This window comes from Cellulomonas hominis, from assembly GCF_014201095.1.
GTDB lineage: Bacteria > Actinomycetota > Actinomycetes > Actinomycetales > Cellulomonadaceae > Cellulomonas > Cellulomonas hominis.
Genome location: NZ_JACHDN010000001.1, coordinates 1,112,133 through 1,134,234, shown reverse-complemented (window position 1 = coordinate 1,134,234; position 22,102 = coordinate 1,112,133). Strand labels below are relative to the sequence as shown.

The 22,102-nt window shown below is 76.4% G+C and carries 20 protein-coding genes; 18 read left to right on the top strand and 2 right to left on the bottom strand.

What is annotated here, in order from left to right:
* Positions 1–92: 92 nt before the first annotated feature.
* The 15 genes from ftsH (at position 93) to HNR08_RS05185 (ending at position 15,243) form a co-directional block, all read left to right on the top strand.
* Positions 93–2,165, top strand: coding sequence for an ATP-dependent zinc metalloprotease FtsH (gene ftsH, locus HNR08_RS05255; protein ID WP_146835899.1), 2,073 nt, complete (start codon positions 93–95; stop codon positions 2,163–2,165).
* Position 2,166: 1 nt separating this feature from the next.
* Positions 2,167–2,781 (top strand): GTP cyclohydrolase I FolE, encoded by a 615-nt coding sequence (gene folE / locus HNR08_RS05250; protein WP_146835902.1) that lies wholly within the window; start codon positions 2,167–2,169, stop codon positions 2,779–2,781.
* Positions 2,782–2,878: 97 nt separating this feature from the next.
* Positions 2,879–3,697 carry a dihydropteroate synthase gene (gene folP, locus HNR08_RS05245; protein WP_146836016.1) on the top strand — a complete coding sequence of 273 codons (819 nt, stop codon included), beginning with the start codon at positions 2,879–2,881 and terminating at the stop codon, positions 3,695–3,697.
* Positions 3,694–5,025: a 2-amino-4-hydroxy-6-hydroxymethyldihydropteridine diphosphokinase gene (folK, locus tag HNR08_RS05240; RefSeq protein WP_146835905.1), complete on the top strand. Its 1,332-nt coding sequence runs from the start codon at positions 3,694–3,696 to the stop codon at positions 5,023–5,025. Before folP ends, folK begins: the two co-directional genes overlap by 4 nt.
* Positions 5,025–5,507 (top strand): DUF3180 domain-containing protein, encoded by a 483-nt coding sequence (locus HNR08_RS05235; RefSeq protein ID WP_146835908.1) that lies wholly within the window; start codon positions 5,025–5,027, stop codon positions 5,505–5,507. The genes folK and HNR08_RS05235 overlap by 1 nt, the downstream gene beginning before the upstream one ends.
* A gap of 168 nt (positions 5,508–5,675) precedes the next feature.
* On the top strand, positions 5,676–6,233 hold the full coding sequence (locus HNR08_RS05230; RefSeq protein WP_146835911.1) for a PH domain-containing protein: 558 nt from the start codon (positions 5,676–5,678) through the stop codon (positions 6,231–6,233).
* A gap of 14 nt (positions 6,234–6,247) precedes the next feature.
* Positions 6,248–7,798, top strand: a complete 1,551-nt coding sequence (locus tag HNR08_RS05225) for a PH domain-containing protein (protein ID WP_338075773.1) — start codon at positions 6,248–6,250, stop codon at positions 7,796–7,798.
* Positions 7,795–8,877, top strand: coding sequence for a Rossmann-like and DUF2520 domain-containing protein (locus tag HNR08_RS05220; RefSeq protein WP_146835913.1), 1,083 nt, complete (start codon positions 7,795–7,797; stop codon positions 8,875–8,877). The genes HNR08_RS05225 and HNR08_RS05220 overlap by 4 nt, the downstream gene beginning before the upstream one ends.
* Positions 8,874–9,749, top strand: coding sequence for a pantoate--beta-alanine ligase (gene panC, locus HNR08_RS05215; protein ID WP_146835916.1), 876 nt, complete (start codon positions 8,874–8,876; stop codon positions 9,747–9,749). Before HNR08_RS05220 ends, panC begins: the two co-directional genes overlap by 4 nt.
* Complete coding sequence (gene panD / locus HNR08_RS05210; RefSeq protein ID WP_146835919.1) at positions 9,746–10,291, top strand: aspartate 1-decarboxylase; 546 nt, start codon at positions 9,746–9,748, stop codon at positions 10,289–10,291. Before panC ends, panD begins: the two co-directional genes overlap by 4 nt.
* Positions 10,288–11,976 (top strand): L-aspartate oxidase, encoded by a 1,689-nt coding sequence (locus tag HNR08_RS05205; RefSeq protein ID WP_146835922.1) that lies wholly within the window; start codon positions 10,288–10,290, stop codon positions 11,974–11,976. The genes panD and HNR08_RS05205 overlap by 4 nt, the downstream gene beginning before the upstream one ends.
* Before the next feature lie 151 nt (positions 11,977–12,127).
* Positions 12,128–13,039, top strand: a complete 912-nt coding sequence (gene nadC / locus HNR08_RS05200) for a carboxylating nicotinate-nucleotide diphosphorylase (RefSeq protein WP_246803012.1) — start codon at positions 12,128–12,130, stop codon at positions 13,037–13,039.
* 9 nt (positions 13,040–13,048) lie between these two features.
* Positions 13,049–14,584, top strand: coding sequence for a lysine--tRNA ligase (gene lysS / locus HNR08_RS05195; protein ID WP_146835928.1), 1,536 nt, complete (start codon positions 13,049–13,051; stop codon positions 14,582–14,584).
* 24 nt (positions 14,585–14,608) lie between these two features.
* On the top strand, positions 14,609–14,785 hold the full coding sequence (locus HNR08_RS05190) for a hypothetical protein (RefSeq protein ID WP_168430612.1): 177 nt from the start codon (positions 14,609–14,611) through the stop codon (positions 14,783–14,785).
* 122 nt (positions 14,786–14,907) lie between these two features.
* On the top strand, positions 14,908–15,243 hold the full coding sequence (locus tag HNR08_RS05185; protein WP_146835931.1) for a histone-like nucleoid-structuring protein Lsr2: 336 nt from the start codon (positions 14,908–14,910) through the stop codon (positions 15,241–15,243).
* 190 nt (positions 15,244–15,433) lie between these two features.
* Here HNR08_RS05185 and xylB read toward each other — a convergent pair whose 3' ends face one another.
* Both xylB and xylA read right to left on the bottom strand, forming a co-directional pair.
* Positions 15,434–16,864 carry a xylulokinase gene (gene xylB, locus HNR08_RS05180; protein ID WP_146835934.1) on the bottom strand — a complete coding sequence of 477 codons (1,431 nt, stop codon included), beginning with the start codon at positions 16,862–16,864 and terminating at the stop codon, positions 15,434–15,436.
* A gap of 109 nt (positions 16,865–16,973) precedes the next feature.
* Complete coding sequence (gene xylA, locus HNR08_RS05175) at positions 16,974–18,161, bottom strand: xylose isomerase (RefSeq protein ID WP_146835937.1); 1,188 nt, start codon at positions 18,159–18,161, stop codon at positions 16,974–16,976.
* Between the two features lie 77 nt (positions 18,162–18,238).
* Between xylA and HNR08_RS05170 the strand changes: the two genes are divergently transcribed.
* From HNR08_RS05170 to HNR08_RS05160, 3 genes are all read left to right on the top strand, one after another.
* Complete coding sequence (locus HNR08_RS05170) at positions 18,239–19,480, top strand: ROK family protein (protein WP_146835940.1); 1,242 nt, start codon at positions 18,239–18,241, stop codon at positions 19,478–19,480.
* 114 nt (positions 19,481–19,594) lie between these two features.
* Positions 19,595–20,650 (top strand): lactonase family protein, encoded by a 1,056-nt coding sequence (locus HNR08_RS05165; RefSeq protein WP_246803013.1) that lies wholly within the window; start codon positions 19,595–19,597, stop codon positions 20,648–20,650.
* Positions 20,647–22,074, top strand: a complete 1,428-nt coding sequence (locus tag HNR08_RS05160; protein WP_276509355.1) for a sugar porter family MFS transporter — start codon at positions 20,647–20,649, stop codon at positions 22,072–22,074. The genes HNR08_RS05165 and HNR08_RS05160 overlap by 4 nt, the downstream gene beginning before the upstream one ends.
* The last annotated feature ends 28 nt before the right edge of the window (positions 22,075–22,102 follow it).

Below are 22,102 nucleotides of genomic sequence, written 5' to 3'. Positions count from 1 at the left end.
GAACAGACCCCGCCCCGCCCAGGTCCAGCGTGTAACTTCAAAGCCTCCACCCCTGCGACCGGAGGGACGAGGGGGCACGCCCCCGTCTGCCCATGACACTCAAGCGCCTCACCCGCGGACCCGTCCTGTGGATCGTCCTCGCCGTCCTGATCCTGTGGATCGCGGCCAGCGCCTTCATGGGGTCCGGCGTCCAGCGGATCGACACCTCCGACGGCCTCGAGCTGATCCGGGACGGCAAGGTCGAGCAGGCCAAGATCACCGAGGGCTCGCAGCGCGTCGACCTCACCCTCACCGAGGACTTCACCAAGGAGGGGGAGAACCTCGGCACGGAGGTGCAGTTCTACTACGTCGTGCCGCAGGGCCCGTCCGTGGTGGAGGCGATCGCGGACGCCGACCCGGCCGGCGGGTACACCTCCGACGTCCCGCAGCAGTCGTGGTGGGGCAGCCTGCTCACGCTGATCCTGCCGTTCGTCATCATCCTGGGCCTGTTCTGGTTCCTCATGTCGTCCATGCAGGGCGGCGGCTCGCGGGTGATGTCCTTCGGCAAGTCGAAGGCGAAGCTGGTGTCCAAGGAGTCCCCGCAGGTGACGTTCGCGGACGTCGCGGGCGTGGACGAGGCGGTCGAGGAGCTCCAGGAGATCAAGGAGTTCCTCTCCGAGCCCGCGAAGTTCCAGGCCGTCGGCGCCAAGATCCCCAAGGGCGTGCTGCTGTACGGCCCGCCCGGGACCGGCAAGACCCTGCTGGCCCGCGCCGTCGCGGGCGAGGCGGGCGTGCCGTTCTACTCGATCTCCGGCTCGGACTTCGTCGAGATGTTCGTGGGCGTCGGCGCCAGCCGCGTGCGGGACCTGTTCACGCAGGCCAAGGAGAACGCCCCGGCGATCATCTTCATCGACGAGATCGACGCCGTCGGCCGGCACCGCGGCGCGGGCATGGGCGGCGGCCACGACGAGCGCGAGCAGACCCTCAACCAGATGCTGGTCGAGATGGACGGCTTCGACGTCAACGCGAACGTCATCCTCATCGCGGCGACCAACCGCCCGGACATCCTCGACCCCGCGCTGCTGCGGCCCGGCCGGTTCGACCGCCAGGTGGCGGTCGAGGCCCCGGACCTCAAGGGCCGCGAGCGGATCCTGCAGGTGCACGCGCAGGGCAAGCCGATGGCCACCGACGTCGACCTCGCGGCCGTCGCCCGCCGGACCCCCGGGTTCACCGGCGCGGACCTGGCGAACGTGCTGAACGAGGCCGCGCTGCTCACGGCCCGGTCGAACGCGCAGATCGTCGACAACCGGGCGCTGGACGAGGCGATCGACCGCGTCATCGCCGGCCCGCAGAAGCGCACCCGCGTCATGAAGGTCAAGGAGCAGAAGATCACCGCGTACCACGAGGGCGGGCACGCCCTGGTCGCGGCGGCGCTGCGGTACACCGACCCGGTGACCAAGGTGACGATCCTGCCGCGCGGCCGGGCCCTCGGCTACACGATGGTCATGCCGACCGAGGACAAGTACTCCACGACGCGCAACGAGCTGCTCGACCAGCTCGCGTACGCCATGGGCGGCCGGGTCGCCGAGGAGCTCGTGTTCCACGACCCGACCACCGGCGCCAGCAACGACATCGAGAAGGCCACCGCCACGGCCCGCAAGATGGTCACGCAGTACGGCATGAGCGAGCAGGTCGGCGCCGTGAAGCTCGGCCAGGACTCCGGCGAGGTCTTCATGGGCCGCGACATGGGCCACGGCCGCGACTACTCCGAGTCGGTCGCCGGCACGGTGGACGTCGAGGTGCGCAAGCTCATGGACGCCGCGCACACCGAGGCGTGGGAGATCCTCGTCGAGTACCGCGACGTCCTGGACGCCCTGGTGCTGGAGCTGCTGGAGAAGGAGACCCTCAACCAGCAGGAGCTGGCGGTCATCTTCGAGCCGATCACCAAGCGCCCGCCGCGCCAGGTGTGGCTGTCCAGCGAGCAGCGCGCCGTGTCCGACCGCCCGCCGGTGCTCACCGCCGCGGAGAAGGCGCAGCAGAACGGCGCGGTCGTCCCGGAGGACGAGGCCGCCGCGGCCAAGGACGAGCACCCCGCCGTGGGCGTCGTCGAGGTCCCGCCGGGCCAGACCCCCGACCTCGGCCCGGCCTCGCGCTCGGCCGAGGGCGACGCCGGCGCGCGGGGCTGACGTGCCGGGCAGCGACGGCCGCGGCGCGCACCGCCCCCCGCACGAGGTCCCGGCCTACGACGCCCCGCGCGCCGAGGCCGCGATCCGGGAGCTGCTGCTCGCGGTCGGGGAGGACCCCGACCGCGAGGGCCTGCGGGACACCCCGGCGCGCGTCGCGCGGGCGTACCAGGAGATCTTCGCCGGCCTGCGGCAGGACCCGGTGGACGTGCTCAGCGCGACGTTCGACATCGGCCACGAGGAGATGGTCCTGGTCAAGGACATCGAGGTGTACTCGACCTGCGAGCACCACCTCGTGCCCTTCCACGGCGTCGCGCACATCGGGTACATCCCGGGGGCGACGGGCCGGGTCACCGGGCTGTCGAAGCTCGCGCGGCTGGTGGACGTCTACGCCCGGCGCCCGCAGGTGCAGGAGCGGATGACGGGGGAGATCGCGGACGCCCTGGTCGAGGTGCTCGAGCCGCGCGGCGTGCTGGTCGTGGTGGAGTGCGAGCACCTGTGCATGTCCATGCGCGGCGTCCGCAAGCCGGGGTCGCGGACGGTCACCTCGGCGGTGCGCGGCCAGATGCGGGACCCCGCGACGCGCGCCGAGGCGATGAGCCTCGTCATCGGGCGCTGACGCGCGCGGCGACCCACCCGCGACCCCCTAGGCTGGCTCCGTGCGTCCCCCCTCGCCGCTCCCGCCCGCGCTGACGTCCGCCGGCCGGACGCTGGTGATGGGCGTGCTCAACGTGACGCCGGACTCGTTCTCCGACGGCGGGCGCTGGTTCACGCCGGACGCCGCCGTCGCGCACGGGCTCGCGCTGGTCGCGGACGGGGCCGACCTGCTCGACGTCGGCGGCGAGTCCACGCGCCCGGGCGCGGCGCGGGTGCCGGTCGCCGAGGAGCTCGACCGCGTGCTGCCCGTGGTCCGCGAGCTCGCGGGCCGCGGCGTGCCGGTCAGCGTCGACACCACCCGGGCGGAGGTCGCGGAGCCGGCGGTCGCGGCGGGTGCCGTCGTGGTCAACGACGTCTCCGGAGGCCTGGCCGACCCCGCGATCCGGGAGGTGGTCGCGCGCACCGGCGTCGTGTACGTCGCGATGCACTGGCGCGGCCACGCCGACGTGATGGACAGCCTCGCGGACTACGACGACGTCGTCACCGACGTGCGGCGCGAGCTCGCCGAGCGGGTCGCCGAGCTGCGGGCCGCCGGGGTCGCGGACCACCAGGTCGTCCTCGACCCGGGCCTCGGGTTCGCGAAGCCCGGCTCGGCGAACTGGCCGCTGCTCGCGCGCCTGCCCGAGCTGGTCGCGGACGGGTTCCCGGTGCTGGTGGGTGCGTCCCGCAAGCGGTTCCTCGGGCACCTGCTGGCCGGGCCCGACGGGACGCCCGCGCCGCCTGCCGAGCGCGACGCGGCCACCGCGGCGGTGTCCGCGCTGGCGGCCGCCGCGGGCGCGTGGTGCGTGCGGGTGCACGAGGCACGAGGAACGGCCGACGCCGTGCGCGTCGCTGCCCGGTGGACGGCGGCGGCGCCGTCCGGGAAGGACGACCGATGAGCGACGAGGACGTGGCCGGACGCGGGGGGCACCGGCTGGACCGGATCCGCCTGACGGGGGTGAGCGCCACCGGGTACCACGGGGTGTTCCCGCACGAGCGCCGCGAGGGGCAGACCTTCGTGGCCGACGTGGTCGCGCACGTCGACACCCGGCGGGCCGCCGCCACCGACGACCTCGCGCACACGCTGGACTACGGCGCCCTGGCGGAGCAGGTCGTCGCCGTGCTCGCCGGCGAGCCCGCCGACCTGATCGAGACCGTCGCGGAGCGGATCGCCGCGACCGTCCTCGGGCACCCGCAGGTGCAGGCCGTCGACGTCGCCGTGCACAAGCCGCAGGCGCCGATCACCGTGCCGTTCGGCGACGTGGTGGTCGAGGTGCGGCGGGACCGCACCTGGCTGCCCGCCGCGGAGCCGCTCGCCGCGGACGCGCCACGGTGGCACCCGGTGGCCGGGCCCTCGCCGGCGTCCGCGCCGGCGGAGCCCGACCCGGCCGGGGAGCCCCTGGCCGTCGTGCCCGCTCCCGTGGCCCCGGCGCCCGTGGTGCCCGCGGTCCCCGCGCTCGCGCCGCCGGACCCCGACCCGCTGGCCCTCGCCGCCGCGACGACCGTGCTGCCCGCAGCGCCGCCGCCCGCCGACCCGCCCGGACCGGTGCCGGGCCCCGTGCTCCCCGAGGCGCGCCCCGCCGACGACGACGTGGTGGACGCCGAGCTCGTGCAGGACGCGCTCGACGCGGCGCCCGACGGACCCGTCGAGGTCGTGCTCGCGATCGGCTCGAACCTGGGCGCCGCCCAGGACACGCTGCGCGACGCGGTCGCCGACCTCGCCGCGGTCCCCGGGGTCGAGGTGCTGGACGTCTCGGCCCTCGCGCGCACCGCCCCCGTCGGCGGGCCGGAGCAGCCGGACTTCCTCAACGCGGTCGTCATCGCCCGCACGACGCTGTCGCCGCGGGACCTGCTGCGGGCCACGTCCGGCATCGAGCAGGCCCACGGGCGCGAGCGCCAGGTGCACTGGGGGCCGCGCACGCTCGACATCGACATCATCGTCTACGGCCACGTCTCGGCGGTGACCGACGACCTCGAGCTGCCGCACCCGCGTGCCCACGAGCGGGCGTTCGTCCTGCAGCCCTGGGCCCAGGTGCGCCCGGACGCGGTGCTGCACGGGCTCGGCGGCGGACCTGTCGCCGCGCTCGCCGCGACCGCCCCCGACCGCGACGGCGTGCGCTGGCTGGCGCTCGACTGGCTGACCGCCCCCGTGCCCGCCGCGCTGCCCGACCCGGGCGCGGCCGACGACGCGGCGGCCGCCGACCCCCTCGGGCGGCTGGACCCCTGATGCAGCGCACCCGCGTCCGCACGCTCCTGCTCCTGACGGCCGTCACCACCGCGCTCGGCTGGCTGGTGGTCCGCCTGCTCGCGAGCCGCGGCTGGACGCTGCCGCCCGTGCCGTGGCCGATGGTCGCCGTACTGGTGCTCATCGCCGCGGTGGTGCTCGGGCTCGGCTGGTCCGTGCGGCAGTACCTGCGGGGCAAGCGGCCCGCGCTGGACCCGCTGCGCGCCGCCCGGACCGCGGTGCTCGCCAAGGCGTCCTGCTACACCGGGGCGCTGCTCGCGGGGTGGTACCTGGCGCAGGTGCTCGAGGTGCTGGGGGACCTGCACATCGAGGCGCAGCGGGAGCGCGCGGCGTCCGCCGGGCTCGCGGTGCTCGGCGCGGTGGTGCTCGCGGTGGCGGGGCTGCTGGCCGAGTCGTTCTGCCGCATCCCGCCGCCGGAGGACCCGGAGGAGCCGGCCCCGGCCCCGGACGCCGCCGCGGGCTGACGGCACCGGGCCCCCGGCCCGATCCCGATCCCGATCCCGCAGAGTGGAAGGTTCGAGCGGACACGCGCACGGCGTGTCCGCTCGAACCTTCCACCGTGTGCCACGCCGGGTGGGTGACGCGGACCTCGGGCCCGCACGACGTGGGCGGGCGATGGAAGGATGGGCCCCATGACCACGCCCGACGGTGACGCCGCCCAGCCGCTGCCCGACGCCGCACCCGCGGCGCCGTCCCCGCTGCCGGAGAGCGAGCCGTTCGAGCCCGCCGGGGTCGACTGGACGCCCGTCTCGCCGCGCCTGGCCTCCGCGCGCCTCGTCGTCGGGCTCGGCTGGCTGGCCGTGCCGCTCGCCGGCCTCGTGGTGGCGGCCGCGCTGGCGCAGCAGCTCTGGCTGTGGCTCGCCGCGGCCGCGGTCGCCGCGCTGGCCGTGTGGGTGCTGTGGCTCGTGCCGCGGCAGGTCCGGGCGCTCGGGTACGCGGAGCGCGCCGACGACCTGCTGCTGCGCCGCGGCATCCTGTTCCGGTCCATGGTCGTCGTGCCCTACGGGCGGATGCAGTACGTCGACGTCACCGCCGGCCCGCTCGCCCGCAGGCTCGGCATCGCGTCGGTGCAGCTGCACACCGCGTCGCCCGGTACCGACGCCTCCATCGACGGCCTGCCGACCGCCGAGGCCGCCCGGCTGCGCGACCAGCTCGCGTCGCGCGGCGAGGCCCGGCTGGCGGGGCTGTGACCGGGGAGCACGCCGTGCCCGCGGGCGCCGCACCGGCCGGGTCCCCGGTCCCCACGCCGCCGTCCGACGACCTCGGCTGGCGGCGGATGCACCCGGTCACCCCGGCGGTGAAGGGGTGGAAGGTCCTGGTCGCGGTCCTGGCGATCATCGTGTGGAACTCGGCGGACGAGGTGCGCGACCTCGCGGAGTGGCTGGGGGCGCGTGCCTGGCTGTTCGTCGCGGGCGCGGTCCTGCTGGTCGCGCTCGCCGGGTTCGGCTACTCGGCGATCGCCTGGCGGATGACCCGGTTCGCGGTGACGGACGAGGCCGTGCACCTGCGCTCGGGCGTCCTGTTCCGGCAGCAGCGGCAGGCCCGGCTGGACCGGCTGCAGGCCGTGGACGTCGTGCAGCCGCTGCTCGCGCGGATCCTCGGGCTGTCGGAGCTGCGGCTGGAGGTCGCGGGCGGCGCGGGCTCGGCGGTCTCGCTGGCGTTCCTGCGGGAGGCGGAGGCCGAGCAGCTCCGGGCCGAGCTGCTGGCGCGCGCCGCGGGGCTGCACCGGCCCTCCGGCGCGGCGGTGCCCGCGGGCGCGCCGGTCGCGACCGTGACGGCACCCGCCCCGGACGCGGCGGCACCGGCCCCGGGCACCGCACCCGCACCCGCACCCGCGCCCGGGGACCCCGGGTGGCAGGGTCCCGCCCCGGTCGCCCCCGAGCGCCCGGTGTACGAGGTCCCGGTCGGCCGCCTGCTGCTGTCCACCGTGCTGTCGTCGTCGATGGTCTGGCTGCTCGCCCTCGCGGTCGCCCTGGTCGTGCTGATCGTGACCTCCGGCCGGTTCGAGTCGGCCTTCGCCCTGCTCCCGGCCCTGCTCGGTGTCGTCTCGTACACCTGGACCCGGTTCAACCGGGGCGCGAACTTCCGCGCGGCGATCTCCCCGGACGGCATCCGGCTCCGGCACGGCCTGACCGAGGCCCGGGCGCAGACGGTGCCGCCGGGCCGCGTCCAGGCGGTGCAGGTCACGCAGGGCCTGCTGTGGCGCAGGCCCGACTGGTGGCGGGTGGAGGTGAACGTCGCGGGCTACGGCTCGGGGACCGACCAGGCCCAGACGGAGAACGTGCTGCTCCCGGTCGGCACCCGGGACGAGGCGCTGCTGGCCCTGTGGCTGGTGCTGCCGGACCTGGGCACGGCCGACCCGCGCGCGCTGGTCGACGCGGGCCTGGCCGGCCGGGGGACCGACGGCACCTGGGCCGTGGCGCCGCGCCGGTCGCGCTGGCTGGACCCGGTCGGCTGGCGCCGGCACGGGGTCGCGGTCACCGACCGGGCGCTGGTGCTGCGCTCCGGCGTGCTCGTGCGCCGGCTCGTGGTCGTGCCGCACGAGCGCACGCAGTCGCTCGCGCTCGCGCAGGGGCCGTTGCAGCGCAGGCTGGGCCTGGCGTCCTTCCAGCTGCACTCCACGACCGGGCCGGTGTCGCCGCGGGTGGACCACCTGGACGCGCGCGTCGCGGCCGGGCTGCTGGACGAGCAGGCGACGCGCGCCCGCACCGCACGCGCCGGGGCGGGGCCGGAGCAGTGGATGCGCCGGGCATGACGCGGCTGGGGATCGGCGTCGTCGGCGCGGGCCGGGTCGGCGCCGTGCTGGGCAGCGCGCTGCGCGCGGCCGGGCACCCGGTCGTCGGCGTGTCGGCGGTGTCCGCGGAGTCCCGGGAGCGTGCCGACGCGCTGCTGCCCGGCGTGCCGGTGCTCGACGTCCCGGAGGTGGTGCGCCGGGCCGAGCTCGTGCTGCTCGCGGTGCCCGACGACGCGCTGGCCGACCTGGTCGCCGGGCTCGCGGCCACCGGGGCGTGGCAGGCGGGGCAGATCGTCGTGCACACCGCCGGGCGGTACGGCGCGGCCGTGCTGGACCCGGCCCGCGCGGCCGGGGTGATCCCGATCGCGCTGCACCCCGCGATGACGTTCACCGGGACGTCGCTGGACCTGTCCCGGCTGGAGGGCTGCACGTTCGCGGTGACGGCCCCGACGCCGGTGCTGCCGATCGGGCAGGCGCTGGTCGTGGAGATGGGCGGCGAGCCGGTCGTGGTCGACGAGGCCGCCCGGCCCCTGTACCACGCGGCCCTCGCGCACGGGGCGAACCACCTGGTGGTGCTCGTCGCGCAGGCCGGTCAGGCGCTCGCGGCCGCCGGGGTCGCCGACCCCGGGGCGGTGCTCCGGCCCCTGCTGGCCGCGGCCCTGGACGGCGCGCTGCGGGCCGAGTCCGCCGGCGGCGGCCGGGACGCCGAGGGCGAGGTGACCAACGGCGCGGTGACGATGCTGACCGGCCCGGTCCGCCGCGGCGACGCCGGGACCGTGCGGGACCACCTCGCGGAGCTGACCGCGCTCGGCGTCCGGACCGGGGCGACCGACGTGGCCGCGTCGTACCGGGCCCTGTCCCGCGCGGCGACCGGCCGGGCGCTGGCCGCCGGGCTGCTGCGCCCCGAGCAGGGCGAGGCGCTGCTGGACGCGCTGGCGGACCCGGTGCCGGACCCGCCGCCCGGGCCGTCCGGCGCCGCCCCGGGCGGCCCGGCTCACGCCGCGGGCCCGGACGGGGGTACGGTGCACGACGCGCACGACGACGAGCACGGCCGGGAGGAGCACGACCCGCCGGCCGTCGACGGGGAGGACCAGGCATGACCGAGGCACGCGGCCAGGCGCCCGCTGTGGCGCGGACCCGGGCGGAGCTGGCGGCGGCCCTGCGGGGCGGGACCACGCGCGCCGTGGTGATGACGATGGGCGCGCTGCACGCCGGGCACCTGTCCCTGGTCCGCGAGGCCCGCGCCCGCGCCGGGCAGGTCGTCGTGACGATCTTCGTCAACCCGCTCCAGTTCGCGCCCGCCGAGGACCTGGACCGCTACCCGCGCGACCTGCCGGGCGACCTGGCCGCGCTGACCGGCCCGGACCTGCTGGGCGCCGGCGACGTGGTCTTCGCCCCGGAGCCGGGGGAGATGTACCCGGACGGCGACCCCGCCGTGCGGGTGTCCGCCGGCCCGGTGGGCACGGTCTACGAGGGCGCGACCCGCCCCGGCCACCTGGACGGCGTGCTCACCGTGGTGCTCAAGCTCCTGCACCTGACCGACCCCGACGTCGCGCTGTTCGGCCGCAAGGACGTGCAGCAGCTCGCCGCCGTCCGGGGGATGGTGCGCGACCTGGACGTGCCGGTCGAGGTCGTGGGCGTGCCCACCGTGCGGGACGCCGACGGCCTGGCGCTGTCCTCCCGGAACGCGTACCTGTCCGCCGCCGAGCGGGAGCAGGCGCTGTCCCTGAGCCGCGCCCTGGAGGCCGGCCGGGCGACGGCCGCGCGCGGCGGCGGCCCGGACGAGGTGCGCGCCGCGACCCGCGCGGTGCTCGACGGCGCCGGGGTGGGCACGGACTACGTGGCCCTCGTGGACGACCTGACCTTCGCGGACGTGCACGCGCCGACGGACGGGCCCGCGGTGCTCGCGGTGGCCGCGACCGTCGGCAGCACCCGCCTGATCGACAACACCGACGTGAGGTGGGACCGATGACCTCGCTGCTTCGGCCGATGATGATCGGCAAGCTGCACCGCGCGACCGTGACGCAGGCCGACCTGCACTACGTCGGGTCCATCACGGTGGACGCGCACCTGCTCGCCGCCGCGGACCTGCTGCCCGGCCAGCAGGTCGACGTGGTGGACGTGACCAACGGCGCCCGGCTGACCACCTACGTGATCGCGGGCGAGGCCGGCTCCGGGCAGATCTGCATCAACGGCGCCGCCGCGCACCTCGTGCACCCGGGCGACGTCGTCATCCTCATCGCCTACGGGATGCTGTCCGACGCCGAGGCCCGGACCTACGAGCCGAAGGTCGTCCTCGTCGACGCGCAGAACCGCGTCGTCGACACCGGGCACGACCCCGGCACCGTCCCCGCGCAGTGGACCGCCGAGTCCGGGCTGCACCCGAGCGGCGTGCCGTTCGACGAGGGCCGCGCGCTGGTCGAGCGCGACGGGGCCGGCGCGGCGGGCGCGGCGGCGGCCGGGGACGGGGCGGGGGCGAACGACGCCGGGCGGGACGCGGGCGCCGCGCGGTGACCCCGCGCCTCGCGCGCCGGCTCGCCGCACCCGCTCCCGGGTGGACCGTGCGCGCCGACGCGGTCGTCGTGGGGTCCGGCATCGCCGGGCTCACGGCGGCCCTGGAGCTGCGGACCCGGCTCGACCGGGTGCTGCTCGTCACGAAGGACGTGCTGGTCTCCGGCTCGACCGTGTGGGCGCAGGGCGGCATCGCCGCGGCGCTCGACCCGGCCGACTCCCCGGCCGCGCACCTGCAGGACACGCTGGTCGCCGGCGTCGGGCTGTGCGACCCGCGTGCGGTGGAGGTGCTGGTCACCGAGGGCCCGGCGCGGGTCCGCGAGCTCGTCGCCCGCGGCGCCGTGTTCGACACCGAGCCGGACGGTCACCTCAGCCTCACCCGGGAGGGCGGGCACCACGCCGACCGCGTCGCCCACGCCGGCGGCGACGCCACGGGTGCCGAGATCAGCCGCGCGCTCGTGGACGCGGTGCGGGCGGACCCCGGCATCGAGGTGGTCGAGCACGCGCTCGTCCTGGACGTGCTGACCGGCGCCTCGCGCGACGGCCGGCCCGGCGCGGTCTGCGGCGTCACGCTGCACGTCATCGGCGAGGGCTCCCGCGACGGCGTCGGCGCCGCGCTCGCCCCGGCGGTCGTCCTCGCGACCGGCGGCATCGGCCAGGTGTTCCGGTCCTCCACGAACCCCGTGCAGGCCACCGGCGACGGCCTCGCCGCGGCGCTGCGGGCCGGCGCCGCCGTCGGGGACGTCGAGTTCGTGCAGTTCCACCCGACGGTGCTCTGGCTGGGCTCGGGCGTGAAGGGCCAGCTGACGCTGGTGTCCGAGGCGGTGCGCGGCGAGGGCGCGGTGCTCGTGGACACCGACGGGCACCGGTTCCTGCCCGCCGTGCACCCGCTCGCCGAGCTCGCGCCCCGGGACGTCGTGGCCCGGGCGATCGTCCGGCAGATGGCCCGCACCGGCTCCGACCACGTGCTGCTCGACGCCCGGCACCTCGGCGCCGCGCGCCTGCGCCGCCGGTTCCCGACGATCGCCGAGCGGCTCGCCGAGCACGGCATCGACCTCACCACCGACCTCGTGCCCGTCGCCCCCGCGCAGCACTACCACTCCGGCGGCGTCGTCACCGACCTGGTCGGGCGGTCCTCGCTGCCCGGGCTGTACGCGGTCGGGGAGGTGGCGTGCACGGGCGTGCACGGCGCGAACCGGCTCGCGTCGAACTCGCTGCTCGAGGGCCTGGTGTTCGCGCACCGCGCCGCGCACGACATCGCCGCCCGGCTGGACCGCGGCGCGCTGCGGCCCGCCGAGCCCGTGGAGCGCCCCGGCCCCGAGGCCCTGGTGGCGGGTGCCGCGCGCTCGCGCATCCAGCGGATCGCCAGCGACGGCCCCGGCGTGCTGCGGTCCGCGGCGGGCCTCGAGGCGGCGGCCCAGGCGCTCGCGGCCGTGCGGACCGACGCGCACCGGGCGACCGACGGCGGCGAGACCCCCGTGGCCGGCCCTCAGGTCGCCGAGTGGGAGACCACCAACGTGCACCAGGTGGCCACGGTCCTCACCGCGGTCGCGGCCGCGCGCCGGGAGACCCGCGGCGGCCACCTGCGCAGCGACTTCCCGGCCGCGGACGACGCGTGGCGCCTGCGCATCGAGGCCACCCTGGCCCCCGACGGCACCCTCACCCAGCACCCCACCCCCCTGCCCTGACCCGCCCCGCGGGCACCCCGGGCCAGCGACGTGGACGGTCCGGACCGACACGCCGACGGCGTGTCCGCTCGGACCTTCCACTCCACGTCGCGCGCCGCCCGCGGCGGGACGACCCGGGGGACGGGCCGTGGGCGGCCCTAGGCTGGCCCGCGTGATCCCGCTCGATGCCGCCTGGCTGTCCCGCACCGTCGCCGTCGCCCTCGACGAGGACCTCGGGCCCGCGCCGGGCCGGGACGTCACCACGCAGGCCACCGTGGACGCCGCCGCGACCGGCGAGGCGCACCTGGTCGCCCGGGAGGCGGGCGTCGTCGCCGGGCTCCCCGTGGTCGCGGAGGTGCTGCGCCAGGTCGCCGACCGCCTCGGCCTGCCGCCCGCGGCGGTCGACCAGCGGGTCGCCGACGGGTCCGCCGTCGCGCCCGGGGACGTGCTCGCCGTCCTGACCGGCCCGGTGCAGGCGCTGCTGGTCGCCGAGCGCACCGCCCTCAACCTCGCGTCCCGGGCGTCGGGCGTCGCCACGCACACCCGGCGGTGGGCGGACGCGCTCGCGGGCTCGGGCGCGCAGGTGCTGGACACCCGCAAGACCACCCCCGGCCTGCGCGAGCTCGAGAAGTACGCCGTCCGGTGCGGCGGCGGCACGAACAAGCGCATGGGCCTCTACGACGTCGCGATGGTCAAGGACAACCACGTCGTCGCGGCCGGGGGCGTGGCCGCGGCGGTGCGGGCGGTGCGCGCGCGGTTCCCGGACGTGACGATCCAGGTGGAGGCCGACACCCCGGAGCAGGCGCTCGAGGCCGTCGCGGTCGGCGCGCGGTTCCTGCTGCTGGACAACATGCCGACCCCCGTCCTGGCGGCGACCGTCGCGGCGGTGCGCGCCGGGGAGCCGGAGACGGGCCGCGTCGAGCTGGAGGCCACCGGCAACCTCACGCTGGACCGCGCGGCGGAGGTCGCGGCGACCGGCGTGGACTACCTGTCGGTCGGCGCGCTGACGCACTCCTCGCCGATCCTCGACCTCGCCCTGGACCTCGTGAGCGGGCTGGCGGAGGGCCCCGGCGGGCCTCGGTAAGATCGCCGGGTGACCGAGCCCGCAGCCCCCGTGACCGCCGCCGACGACCTCCCCGAGCAGCTCCGGGTCCGGCGCGAGAAGCGCGACCGGATGCTGGCCGAGGGCGTCGAGCCGTACCCCGTCGGCGTCCCGCGCACCCACACGATCGCCGACGTCCGCGCCGGCTACCCGGACCTCGAGCCGGGCCAGGAGACCGAGGACGAGGTCGGCGTCGCCGGCCGCGTCGTGTTCCTGCGGAACACCGGCAAGCTCTGCTTCGCCACCCTCCAGGACGGCGAGGGCAACCGCCTGCAGGCGATGCTCAGCCTCGCGAACGTCGGGGAGGACCGCCTCGCGGCGTTCAAGGCGGACGTCGACCTCGGCGACCACCTGTTCGTGCACGGCCGCGTCGTGTCGTCGCGCCGCGGCGAGCTGTCCGTGATGGCCGGCGGGTGGACGCTCGCCGCGAAGTCGCTGCGCCCGCTGCCGAACCTGTACGCCCGGGGCGAGGACGGCGCGGCCGCGGAGCTCTCGGAGGAGGTGCGGGTCCGCCAGCGCTACGTCGACCTCATCGTCCGCCCGGCCGCGCGCGACGCGGTGCGGATGCGCGCCGGCGTGGTCCGGTCGCTGCGGGACAACTTCCACCGCCGCGGCTACCTCGAGGTCGAGACCCCGATGCTGCAGACGCAGCCCGGCGGCGCCGCGGCCCGGCCGTTCGTCACGCACATGAACGCGTTCGACATCGACCTGTACCTGCGGATCGCGCCGGAGCTGTTCCTCAAGCGCGCCGCGGTCGGCGGACTGGAGCGCGTCTTCGAGATCAACCGGAACTTCCGGAACGAGGGCGCGGACTCCTCCCACTCGCCGGAGTTCGCGATGCTCGAGGCGTACGAGGCCTACGGCGACTACGACACCATGGCCGCCCTGACGCAGGACCTCGTGCAGACCGCGGCCCAGGACGTGCTGGGCACCACGACGCTGACCCTCGCGGACGGCTCGGAGTACGAGGTGGGCGGCGACTGGGCGCAGCTGACCATGTACGGCTCGCTGTCCGAGACGCTGGGGGAGGAGATCACCCCGGAGACCACCGTCGCGCACCTGCAGGGCATCGCGGACCGGCTCGACGTGCAGCTCGACCCGAAGCGCGTCAGCCACGGCAAGCTCGTCGAGCTGCTCTGGGAGCACCGGGTGGGCGACCACCTGCACGCGCCGACGTTCGTGCGCGACTTCCCGGTCGAGACGAGCCCGCTCACCCGCGACCACCGCACCGTCCGCGGGCAGGTCGAGAAGTGGGACCTGTACGTGCGCGGCTTCGAGCTGGCGACGGCGTACTCCGAGCTCGTCGACCCGGTGATCCAGCGGCAGCGGTTCGAGGCGCAGGCGCTGCTCGCGGCGGCGGGCGACGACGAGGCGATGCAGCTGGACGAGGACTTCCTCGCGGCCGTCGAGTACGCGCTCCCGCCGACCGGCGGCATGGGGATGGGCATCGACCGGCTGCTCATGGCGCTGACCGGTCTGGGTATCCGGGAGACCATCCTGTTCCCGCTCGTGAAGCCCCAGGGCTGATCCGCGCGGCGTACCCTGATCCGCATGGATATCGGCCCCGCGCTCGCCGCGCTGCTCCCGTCGATCGGCGTCGGGCTCATCTTCTGGTTGGTCATCCGGGCGCTCGTGAACGCCGATCGCACGGAACGCGCGGCATTGGCGCGCATGGATGCCGAGGACGCCGCCCGGGCCGAAATGCCGGAGAAGTCCTCCGAAATCTGACCTGATTCCGCGAGGCATGCTTTGACGCGTGCCCGCGCGGATGTCATGCTTTTCCCGACCGCATCATTGGGGCCGTTGTTCGCGCCGGGGGTAGCGACGGCCAGGCAGCTCGGGAGGGCGAAATGGCACAGAAGGTTCAGGTCCTGCTCGTGGACGACATTGACGGCGGGACCGCCGACGAGACCGTGTCCTTCGCCCTCGACGGCGTCTCCTACGAGATCGACCTGACGACCGCGCACGCGGCCGAGCTGCGCGACGCCCTCGCCACCTGGGTCGGCCACGCCCGCAAGACCGGCGGCCGCTCGTCCTCGGGCGCGCGTTCCGGCGGCACGAGCCGTCCGCGCCGGTCCTCCGACGCCGGCGCCGTCCGCGCGTGGGCGAAGGAGAACGGCTTCGAGGTCTCCGAGCGCGGCCGCATCTCCGCGGAGATCCGCGAGGCGTACGACGCCGCGCACTGACCCCGGACGCGAAACGGCCCGGCACCCCTGGGGGTGCCGGGCCGTCCTGCGTCCGCCTCGCGCGCGCCCGACCGTCGAGACTGCAGGATCCGTCTGTCGTGGGGCCTCGGGAGGGCGCGGATCCTGCAGTCTCGGTGCGAGGTGCTGCGAGTGCGTGCGAGTGCGTGCGAGTGCGTGCGAGTGCGTCCCGTCAGGGGCGCGTCGCCGTGAGGTCGCGGACCGCGGCGTACTGCTCGCGCACGCGCGGGGCCGCCTGGGCCGCGTGGACCTCCGGGTCGCCCGCGGCCGTCCAGGCCGGCGGCTGCGCGGCGCCGGACAGCACCCACGCGGCCTGGCGCGCGGCGCCGTCGGCGACGTACTCGCCCGGGGTCGGCACCGCGACGTCGGTCCCGAGCACCGCCGGGGCGATCCGCCGCACGGCCTCGGACTGCGCGCCGCCGCCGATGAGCTGCACCCGCTCGACCGGCACGCCCTGCGCGCGGAGCGCGTCCAGGCCGTCGGCGAGGGCGCACAGCATGCCCTCGACGGCGGCGCGGGCCAGGTGCGCGGGCGTGGTGTTCGCCAGGCGCATGCCGTGCAGGGCGCCGGTGGCGTCGGGCTTGTTCGGGGTGCGCTCGCCCTCGAGGTAGGGCACGAGCACCAGCCCGTCCGCTCCCGCGGGGGCCTGCAGCGCGAGCGCGGACAGCCCCGCGTGGTCGACGCCGAGCATCCGGGCCGCGGCGTCCAGCACGCGCGAGGCGTTCAGGGTGCAGGCCAGCGGCAGGTAGGCGCCGGTCGCGTCCGCGAAGCCGGTGACCATGCCCGAGCCGTCGGCCGTCGGCGTCGCGGACACGGCGGACACCACGCCCGACGTCCCGATCGAGATCGCCACGTCGCCGGCCACCATCCCGAGGCCCAGCGCGGCCGCGGCGTTGTCGCCGGCACCCGCGCCGAGCGCGGCACCCGCGCGCACCGGGCCGCCCGCCCCCGCGACCCCGGCCGCGGCCGACGGGGCCACCACGCGCGGCAGCGCGGCGTCCCGCCCGAGCCCGAGCGCCAGCAGGTCGCGCCGGTAGTCCTCGGTGAACGGCGACCAGTAGCCGGTGCCGGACGCGTCGGAGCGGTCGGTCGCCAGGGCGGACAGGTCCGCGGCGCCGGGGCCGAAGCCGGCCAGGCGCCAGGTCAGCCAGTCGTGCGGCAGCGCCACGGCGGCGACGCGCGCGGCGGCGTCCGGCTCGTGGTCCCGCAGCCAGCGCAGCTTCGTCACGGTGAGCGAGGCGACCGGGACCGAGCCGATCGCGTCGGCCCAGGCCTGCGGCCCGCCGAGCTCCTCGATGAGCGCCAGCGCGGACGGCGCGGACCGGGTGTCGTTCCACAGCAGCGCGTCGCGGACCACGGCGCCGTCCGCGTCCAGCGCGACCATGCCGTGCTGCTGCCCGCCGACCGCCACCGCGTCGACGTCGTCCAGCCCGCCGGCGTCGGCGACGGCCGCCTGCAGGGCGTCCCACCAGTGCCGGGGGTCGATCTCGGTGCCGTCCGGGTGCGAGGCGCGGCCGGTGCGCACCAGCGCCCCGGTCTCGGCGTCGCGCACGACGACCTTGCAGGACTGGGTGGAGGAGTCCACCCCGGCGACGAGGGCCATGAGATGCGTCCTTGCTGTGCTCAGGGGATCAGGCGGGGGAGCGGGGAACCGCCGAGGGCGGGCACGACGTCGGCCGTCGTGCCCGCCCTCGGCAGCAGGGTGCGTGTGCTCAGCGGGCGCCGAGCGCGTGCTCCAGCGCGAGCTGGTTGAGGCGGACGAAGCCGAAGCCGCGCGCGGCGACGCCCTCGACGTCGAAGTCCTCGTACGCGGAGCGGTCGGCCAGCAGGTCGGCCAGGGTCTCGCCCTCGCCGATCGTCGGCTGCGACAGCTCGAGCACGCCGGACGCCTCGAGGGCCTCCTGGACCTCCGGGTCGGCGCGGAACGCCTGCGCGCGCTCCTTGAGCAGCAGGTAGGTCGCCATGTTGGCCTTGGCCGACTCCCACACGCCGTCGAAGTCCTCGGTGCGGGACGGCTTGTAGTCGAAGTGCCGCGGACCGTCGTAGCGCGGGCCGCCGGACGGGAAGCCGTTCTCGATGAGGTCGACCGTGGCGAACGCGGAGAACAGGTCGCCGTGGCCGAACACGAGGTCCTGGTCGTACTTGATGGACCGCTGGCCGTTGAGGTCGATGTGGAACAGCTTGCCGGCCCACAGCGCCTCGGCGATGCCCTGCGTGTAGTTGAGGCCCGCCATCTGCTCGTGGCCGGTCTCCGGGTTGAGGCCGACGATGTCGCCGTGCTCGAGCTTCGCGATCAGCGCGAGCGCGTGGCCGATCGTCGGGAGCAGGATGTCGCCGCGGGGCTCGTTCGGCTTCGGCTCGATCGCGATCCGGAGGCCGTAGCCCTTCTCCTTGATGTACGCGGCGACGGTGTCGATGCCCTCGGCGTACCGGTCGTGTGCGGCGTTGAGGTCCTTCGCCGAGTCGTACTCGGCGCCCTCGCGGCCGCCCCACATGACGAACGTGTCGGCGCCGAGCTCGGCGGCGAGGTCGACGTTCCGGATGACCTTGCGCAGGCCGTAGCGGCGGACGCGGCGGTCGTTCGAGGTGAACGCGCCGTCCTTGAAGATCGGGTGGCTGAACGTGTTGGTCGTGACCATCTCGACCGTGATGCCGGTGTCGGCGAGCGCCTGCTTGAAGCGGGCGAGGATGCGCTCCCGCTCGGCGTCGTCGGAGCCGAACGGCACCACGTCGTCGTCGTGGAAGGTCACGTGCGCGGCACCGAGCTCGGCGAGCTTGTGCACGGACTCCACCGGGTCGAGCCACGGGCGGCTGGCCGAGCCGAACTGGTCCTGGGCGTTCCAGCCCACGGTCCAGAGACCGAAGGAGAACTTGTCTGCGGGGGTGGGCGTGCGCACCATCGTTTCGCTCCTCGTCGAGGTACTGCGGGTTTGTCTTGTGGATGAACTTATCGCCGCGACCGGCTAGGGTCAACCGCATGACCGAGCCCGCCGGCGCGCCCGCGACGACCGCCCGCCGCCGGGTGCCCGCCCGCCAGGGCAGCCTCCGGGAGCACAACCTCGCGCTCGTCCTGCGGCACGTCCTGGACGCCGCGGGACCCGCCGGCGCCGCGCCGCCGTCGCGCGCCGACGTGGCCACCGCGACCGGCCTCACCCGCGGCGCGGTCTCCGCGCTGGTGGACCTGCTGATCGGCGCGCGACTGGTCGCCGAGCTCCCGCCGCTCGCCACCGCCCGGGCCGGGCGCCCCGCCGTCCCGCTCGTGCCCGCGGCGGGCACCGTCGTCGGCCTGGGCGCCGAGGTGAACGTCGACTACATCGGCGTCCGCGCGCTCGACCTCGCGGGCGACGTGCTGGCGCACCGCACGACCGCCGGCGACTTCCGGCACAGCGACCCCGCCGGCGTGCTCGCGGTGCTCGCAGGCCTGGTGGGGGAGGTCCGGGCGGAGCTGCCGGACGGCGCCCGGCTCGCCGGGATGTGCCTGGCGCTGCCGGGCCTCGTGGACCGGGTGACCGGGCCGCTGCGTCTGGCCCCGAACCTCGGCTGGCGGGACGTGGACGTCGTCGCGCTGCTCGCCGCGCACCCCGAGGTCGACGGGTTGTCGGTCCGGCTGGCGAACGAGGCCAACCTCGCCGCGCGCGCCGAGGCCCGGGCGGGGGCCGCCGGTCAGTCGTTCCTCTACGTCTCCGGGGAGGTCGGCATCGGTGCCGCGATCGTCCTGGACGGCGAGGTGTTCGCCGGCCGGCACGGGTGGAGCGGCGAGCTCGGGCACACCGTCGTCGACCAGCAGGGCCCCCGCTGCACGTGCGGCGCGCGCGGCTGCCTCGAGCAGTACGCGGGCAAGGACGCGCTGCTGCGGGCCGCCGGCCGGGACGTCGAGGAGCCGGTCGACGCCCTGCTGGACGCCGCCGGTGCCGGGGACGAGCGCGCCGCCCGGGCGCTGCGGTCGGCGGGCGAGGCCCTGGGCGTCGCGCTGGCGAACTTCGTCAACCTGGTGGACGTCGAGACGATCGTGCTCGGCGGCATCTACGGCCCGCTGGCCCCGTGGCTGACGGACGCGGTGGTCGGGCAGCTGCGGTCCCGGGTCCTGGCGGCCGCCTGGGAGGACGCCCGGGTGGCGGTCGCCGCCGGTGGCGCGCACGCCGCGATGACGGGCGCGGCGGTCGTCGTCCTCCGCGCGGTCGCGGACGACCCGTCGGCGTGGCTGGACGCCCCGGTCTGACGCCCGCACCCGCCGGGGGCGCAGGCGGCGCGACGACAGGCCCCCGTGCAGGCCCGCCCTCGCGGGGGCGCGCTCCCGGTGAGGGCGTCGGTGCCCTCGCGTACAGTCCTGCGGGTGACGGAGCACCTGCGCGACCTGTGGATCGGCACCTACCCCTCGGCCGGCGCGGGGACCCCTGTCGGGACGGGCGAGGGGATCTGGCGGGTGGGCCTCGAGACCGACTCCGGCCGGCTGGGCGAGCCCGTGCTGGTCGCCACCGCGCCCGCCCCGTCGTTCCTGGCCGTCGACCGCGCGGCGGGCCTGCTGCTCGCCGTCGGCGAGGACGACGCCGGCACGGTCTCCGCGTTCCGCACGGGCACCGCCGACGGCCGGCCGGCGCTGACCCCCGCCGGCACCGCGACCTCCGGCGGCGCGCACCCGTGCCACGTGCTGCTCGACCCCGCGGGCCGCGTCGCGTACGTCGCGAACTACACGTCCGGCACCCTCGCGGTCCTCGAGCGCGGACCGGACGGCCTGGTCGGCGACGAGCCGGTCCAGCTGTTCGGGCACGCCGGCTCCGGCCCGGACGCCGACCGCCAGGAGGGGCCGCACGCCCACTTCGTCGCGCTCGCGCCCGGCGGGTCGCACGTGCTGGTCACCGACCTCGGCACCGACGAGATCCGCCGCTACCGCCGCGACCCGGAGACCGGGCGCCTGGCGGAGGACGGGATCGCCGCGACCCTGCGCCCCGGCGCCGGCCCCCGGCACCTGGTGTTCTCCGCGGACGGCCGCGTCGCCTACGTCGCGTGCGAGCTCGACGTGACCGTCGCCGTGCTGGCCTGGGACGCCGCGCGTGCGACCGGCCGCGTCGTGCAGCACGTCCCGGCCGCGGAGGACGGCTCGCGCCCCGGCGAGCGGCCGCTGCCGTCGCACATCGACCGGCTCGGCGACCGGCTGCTCGTCGCCACCCGCGGCGCGGACGTGCTCGCGACGTTCGCCCCGGCCCCCGACGGCACGCTCGCGCCCGCCGGCCAGGTCCGGCTGCCCGGCGCGTGGCCGCGGCACTTCGCCGTCGTCGAGGGCTGGACCGTCGTCGCCGACCAGGAGGGCGGCAGCCTGACGGTCGTGCGCGACGGCGACGTGGTGTCCCGGGTGGCCCTGCCCGCCCCGGCCTGCGTCGTCCCGGCGTGAGCCGCCCGGCCGGGGCCGGCCCGCGCCGCACCCTGCCGCCCCTGCTGCCGGGCCCGCACCTGCGGCGGCTCGACGTCATCACCGTCGTCGCCACGTTCGGCGGCCTGCTGTTCGGCTACGACACCGGCGTCATCAACGGCGCGCTGGACCCGATGGTCGCCGACCTCGGGCTCACGCCGGCGACCGAGGGCCTGGTCACGTCCAGCCTGCTGGTCGGCGCCGCGCTCGGGGCGCTGGTCTGCGGGCGGCTCGCGGACCGGATGGGCCGGCGGCGGACCCTCGTCGTGCTCGCGGTCGTGTTCTTCCTCGGCGCGCTCGGCAGCGTCGTCGCCCCGTCGTTCGAGGTGATGGTGCCGATGCGCCTGGTGCTCGGCGCCGCGGTGGGCGGGGCGTCCGTCACGGTGCCGGTCTACCTCGCGGAGCTCGCGCCCACCGAGCGGCGCGGCGCGATCACGGGCCGGAACGAGATCGCCATCGTCGTCGGTCAGCTCGCCGCGTTCGTGGTGAACGCGGTCATCGGCACCCTCTGGTCGGACCACCCCGGGGTGTGGCGGTACATGCTCGCGGTGCAGGCCGTGCCCGCGGTGGCGCTGTTCGCGGGGATGCTGCGGATGCCCGAGTCGCCGCGCTGGCTGCTCGGCCGGGGGCGCGAGGACGAGGCGCTCGCGGTGCTGCGCCAGGTGCGCGACCCGCAGCGCGCGGCGGCCGAGCTGCTCGAGGTCCGCGCGCTGGTGGCGCAGGAGCGCGCCGAGGCGGCCGTCGCCGGCGGGGGCTGGGCGGAGCTGCGGCTGCCCTGGGTCCGGCGGCTCGTGCTCATCGGGGTCGGCGTCGCCGTCGTCAACCAGCTGGGCGGCATCAACGCCGTCATGTACTACGGCACCCAGCTGCTGCGGCAGACCGGGTTCTCCGGGGACGTCGCGCTGGTCGCCAACGTGCTGAACGGCGTGTTCTCGGTGCTCGGCATGCTCATCGGCCTGCGGGTCATCAACCGGGTCACGCGCCGCGCGCTGCTGCTGACCGGCCTGACCGGGATCATCGCGTCGCACCTGATGATCGCCCTGTGCTCCGCCGCCCTCCCCGAGGGGACCGCGCGGTCGGTGGCCGTGACGCTGTTCCTGGTGCTGTTCGTCGGGTTCAACCAGGCGTCGGTCGGGCTGGTGTGCTGGGTGGTGCTCGCGGAGCTGTTCCCCCTGCGGGTGCGCGGCTTCGCGATCGGGCTGTGCGTGTTCTGGAACTGGACCGCGAACGCGGTGATCTCCGGCTTCTTCCCGTCCGTGGTCGCGGGGATCGGGGTGAACGGCACGTTCCTCGCGTTCGCCGGGCTGAACGTGCTGTCGTGGCTGTTCGTCCGGTACGTGCTGCCCGAGACCCGGGACCGGTCGCTCGAGCAGCTGGAGGAGGACTTCCGGGCCGCCCGCGCCTGAGTGGGTGGACGGCCGCGTCGCGGCACCC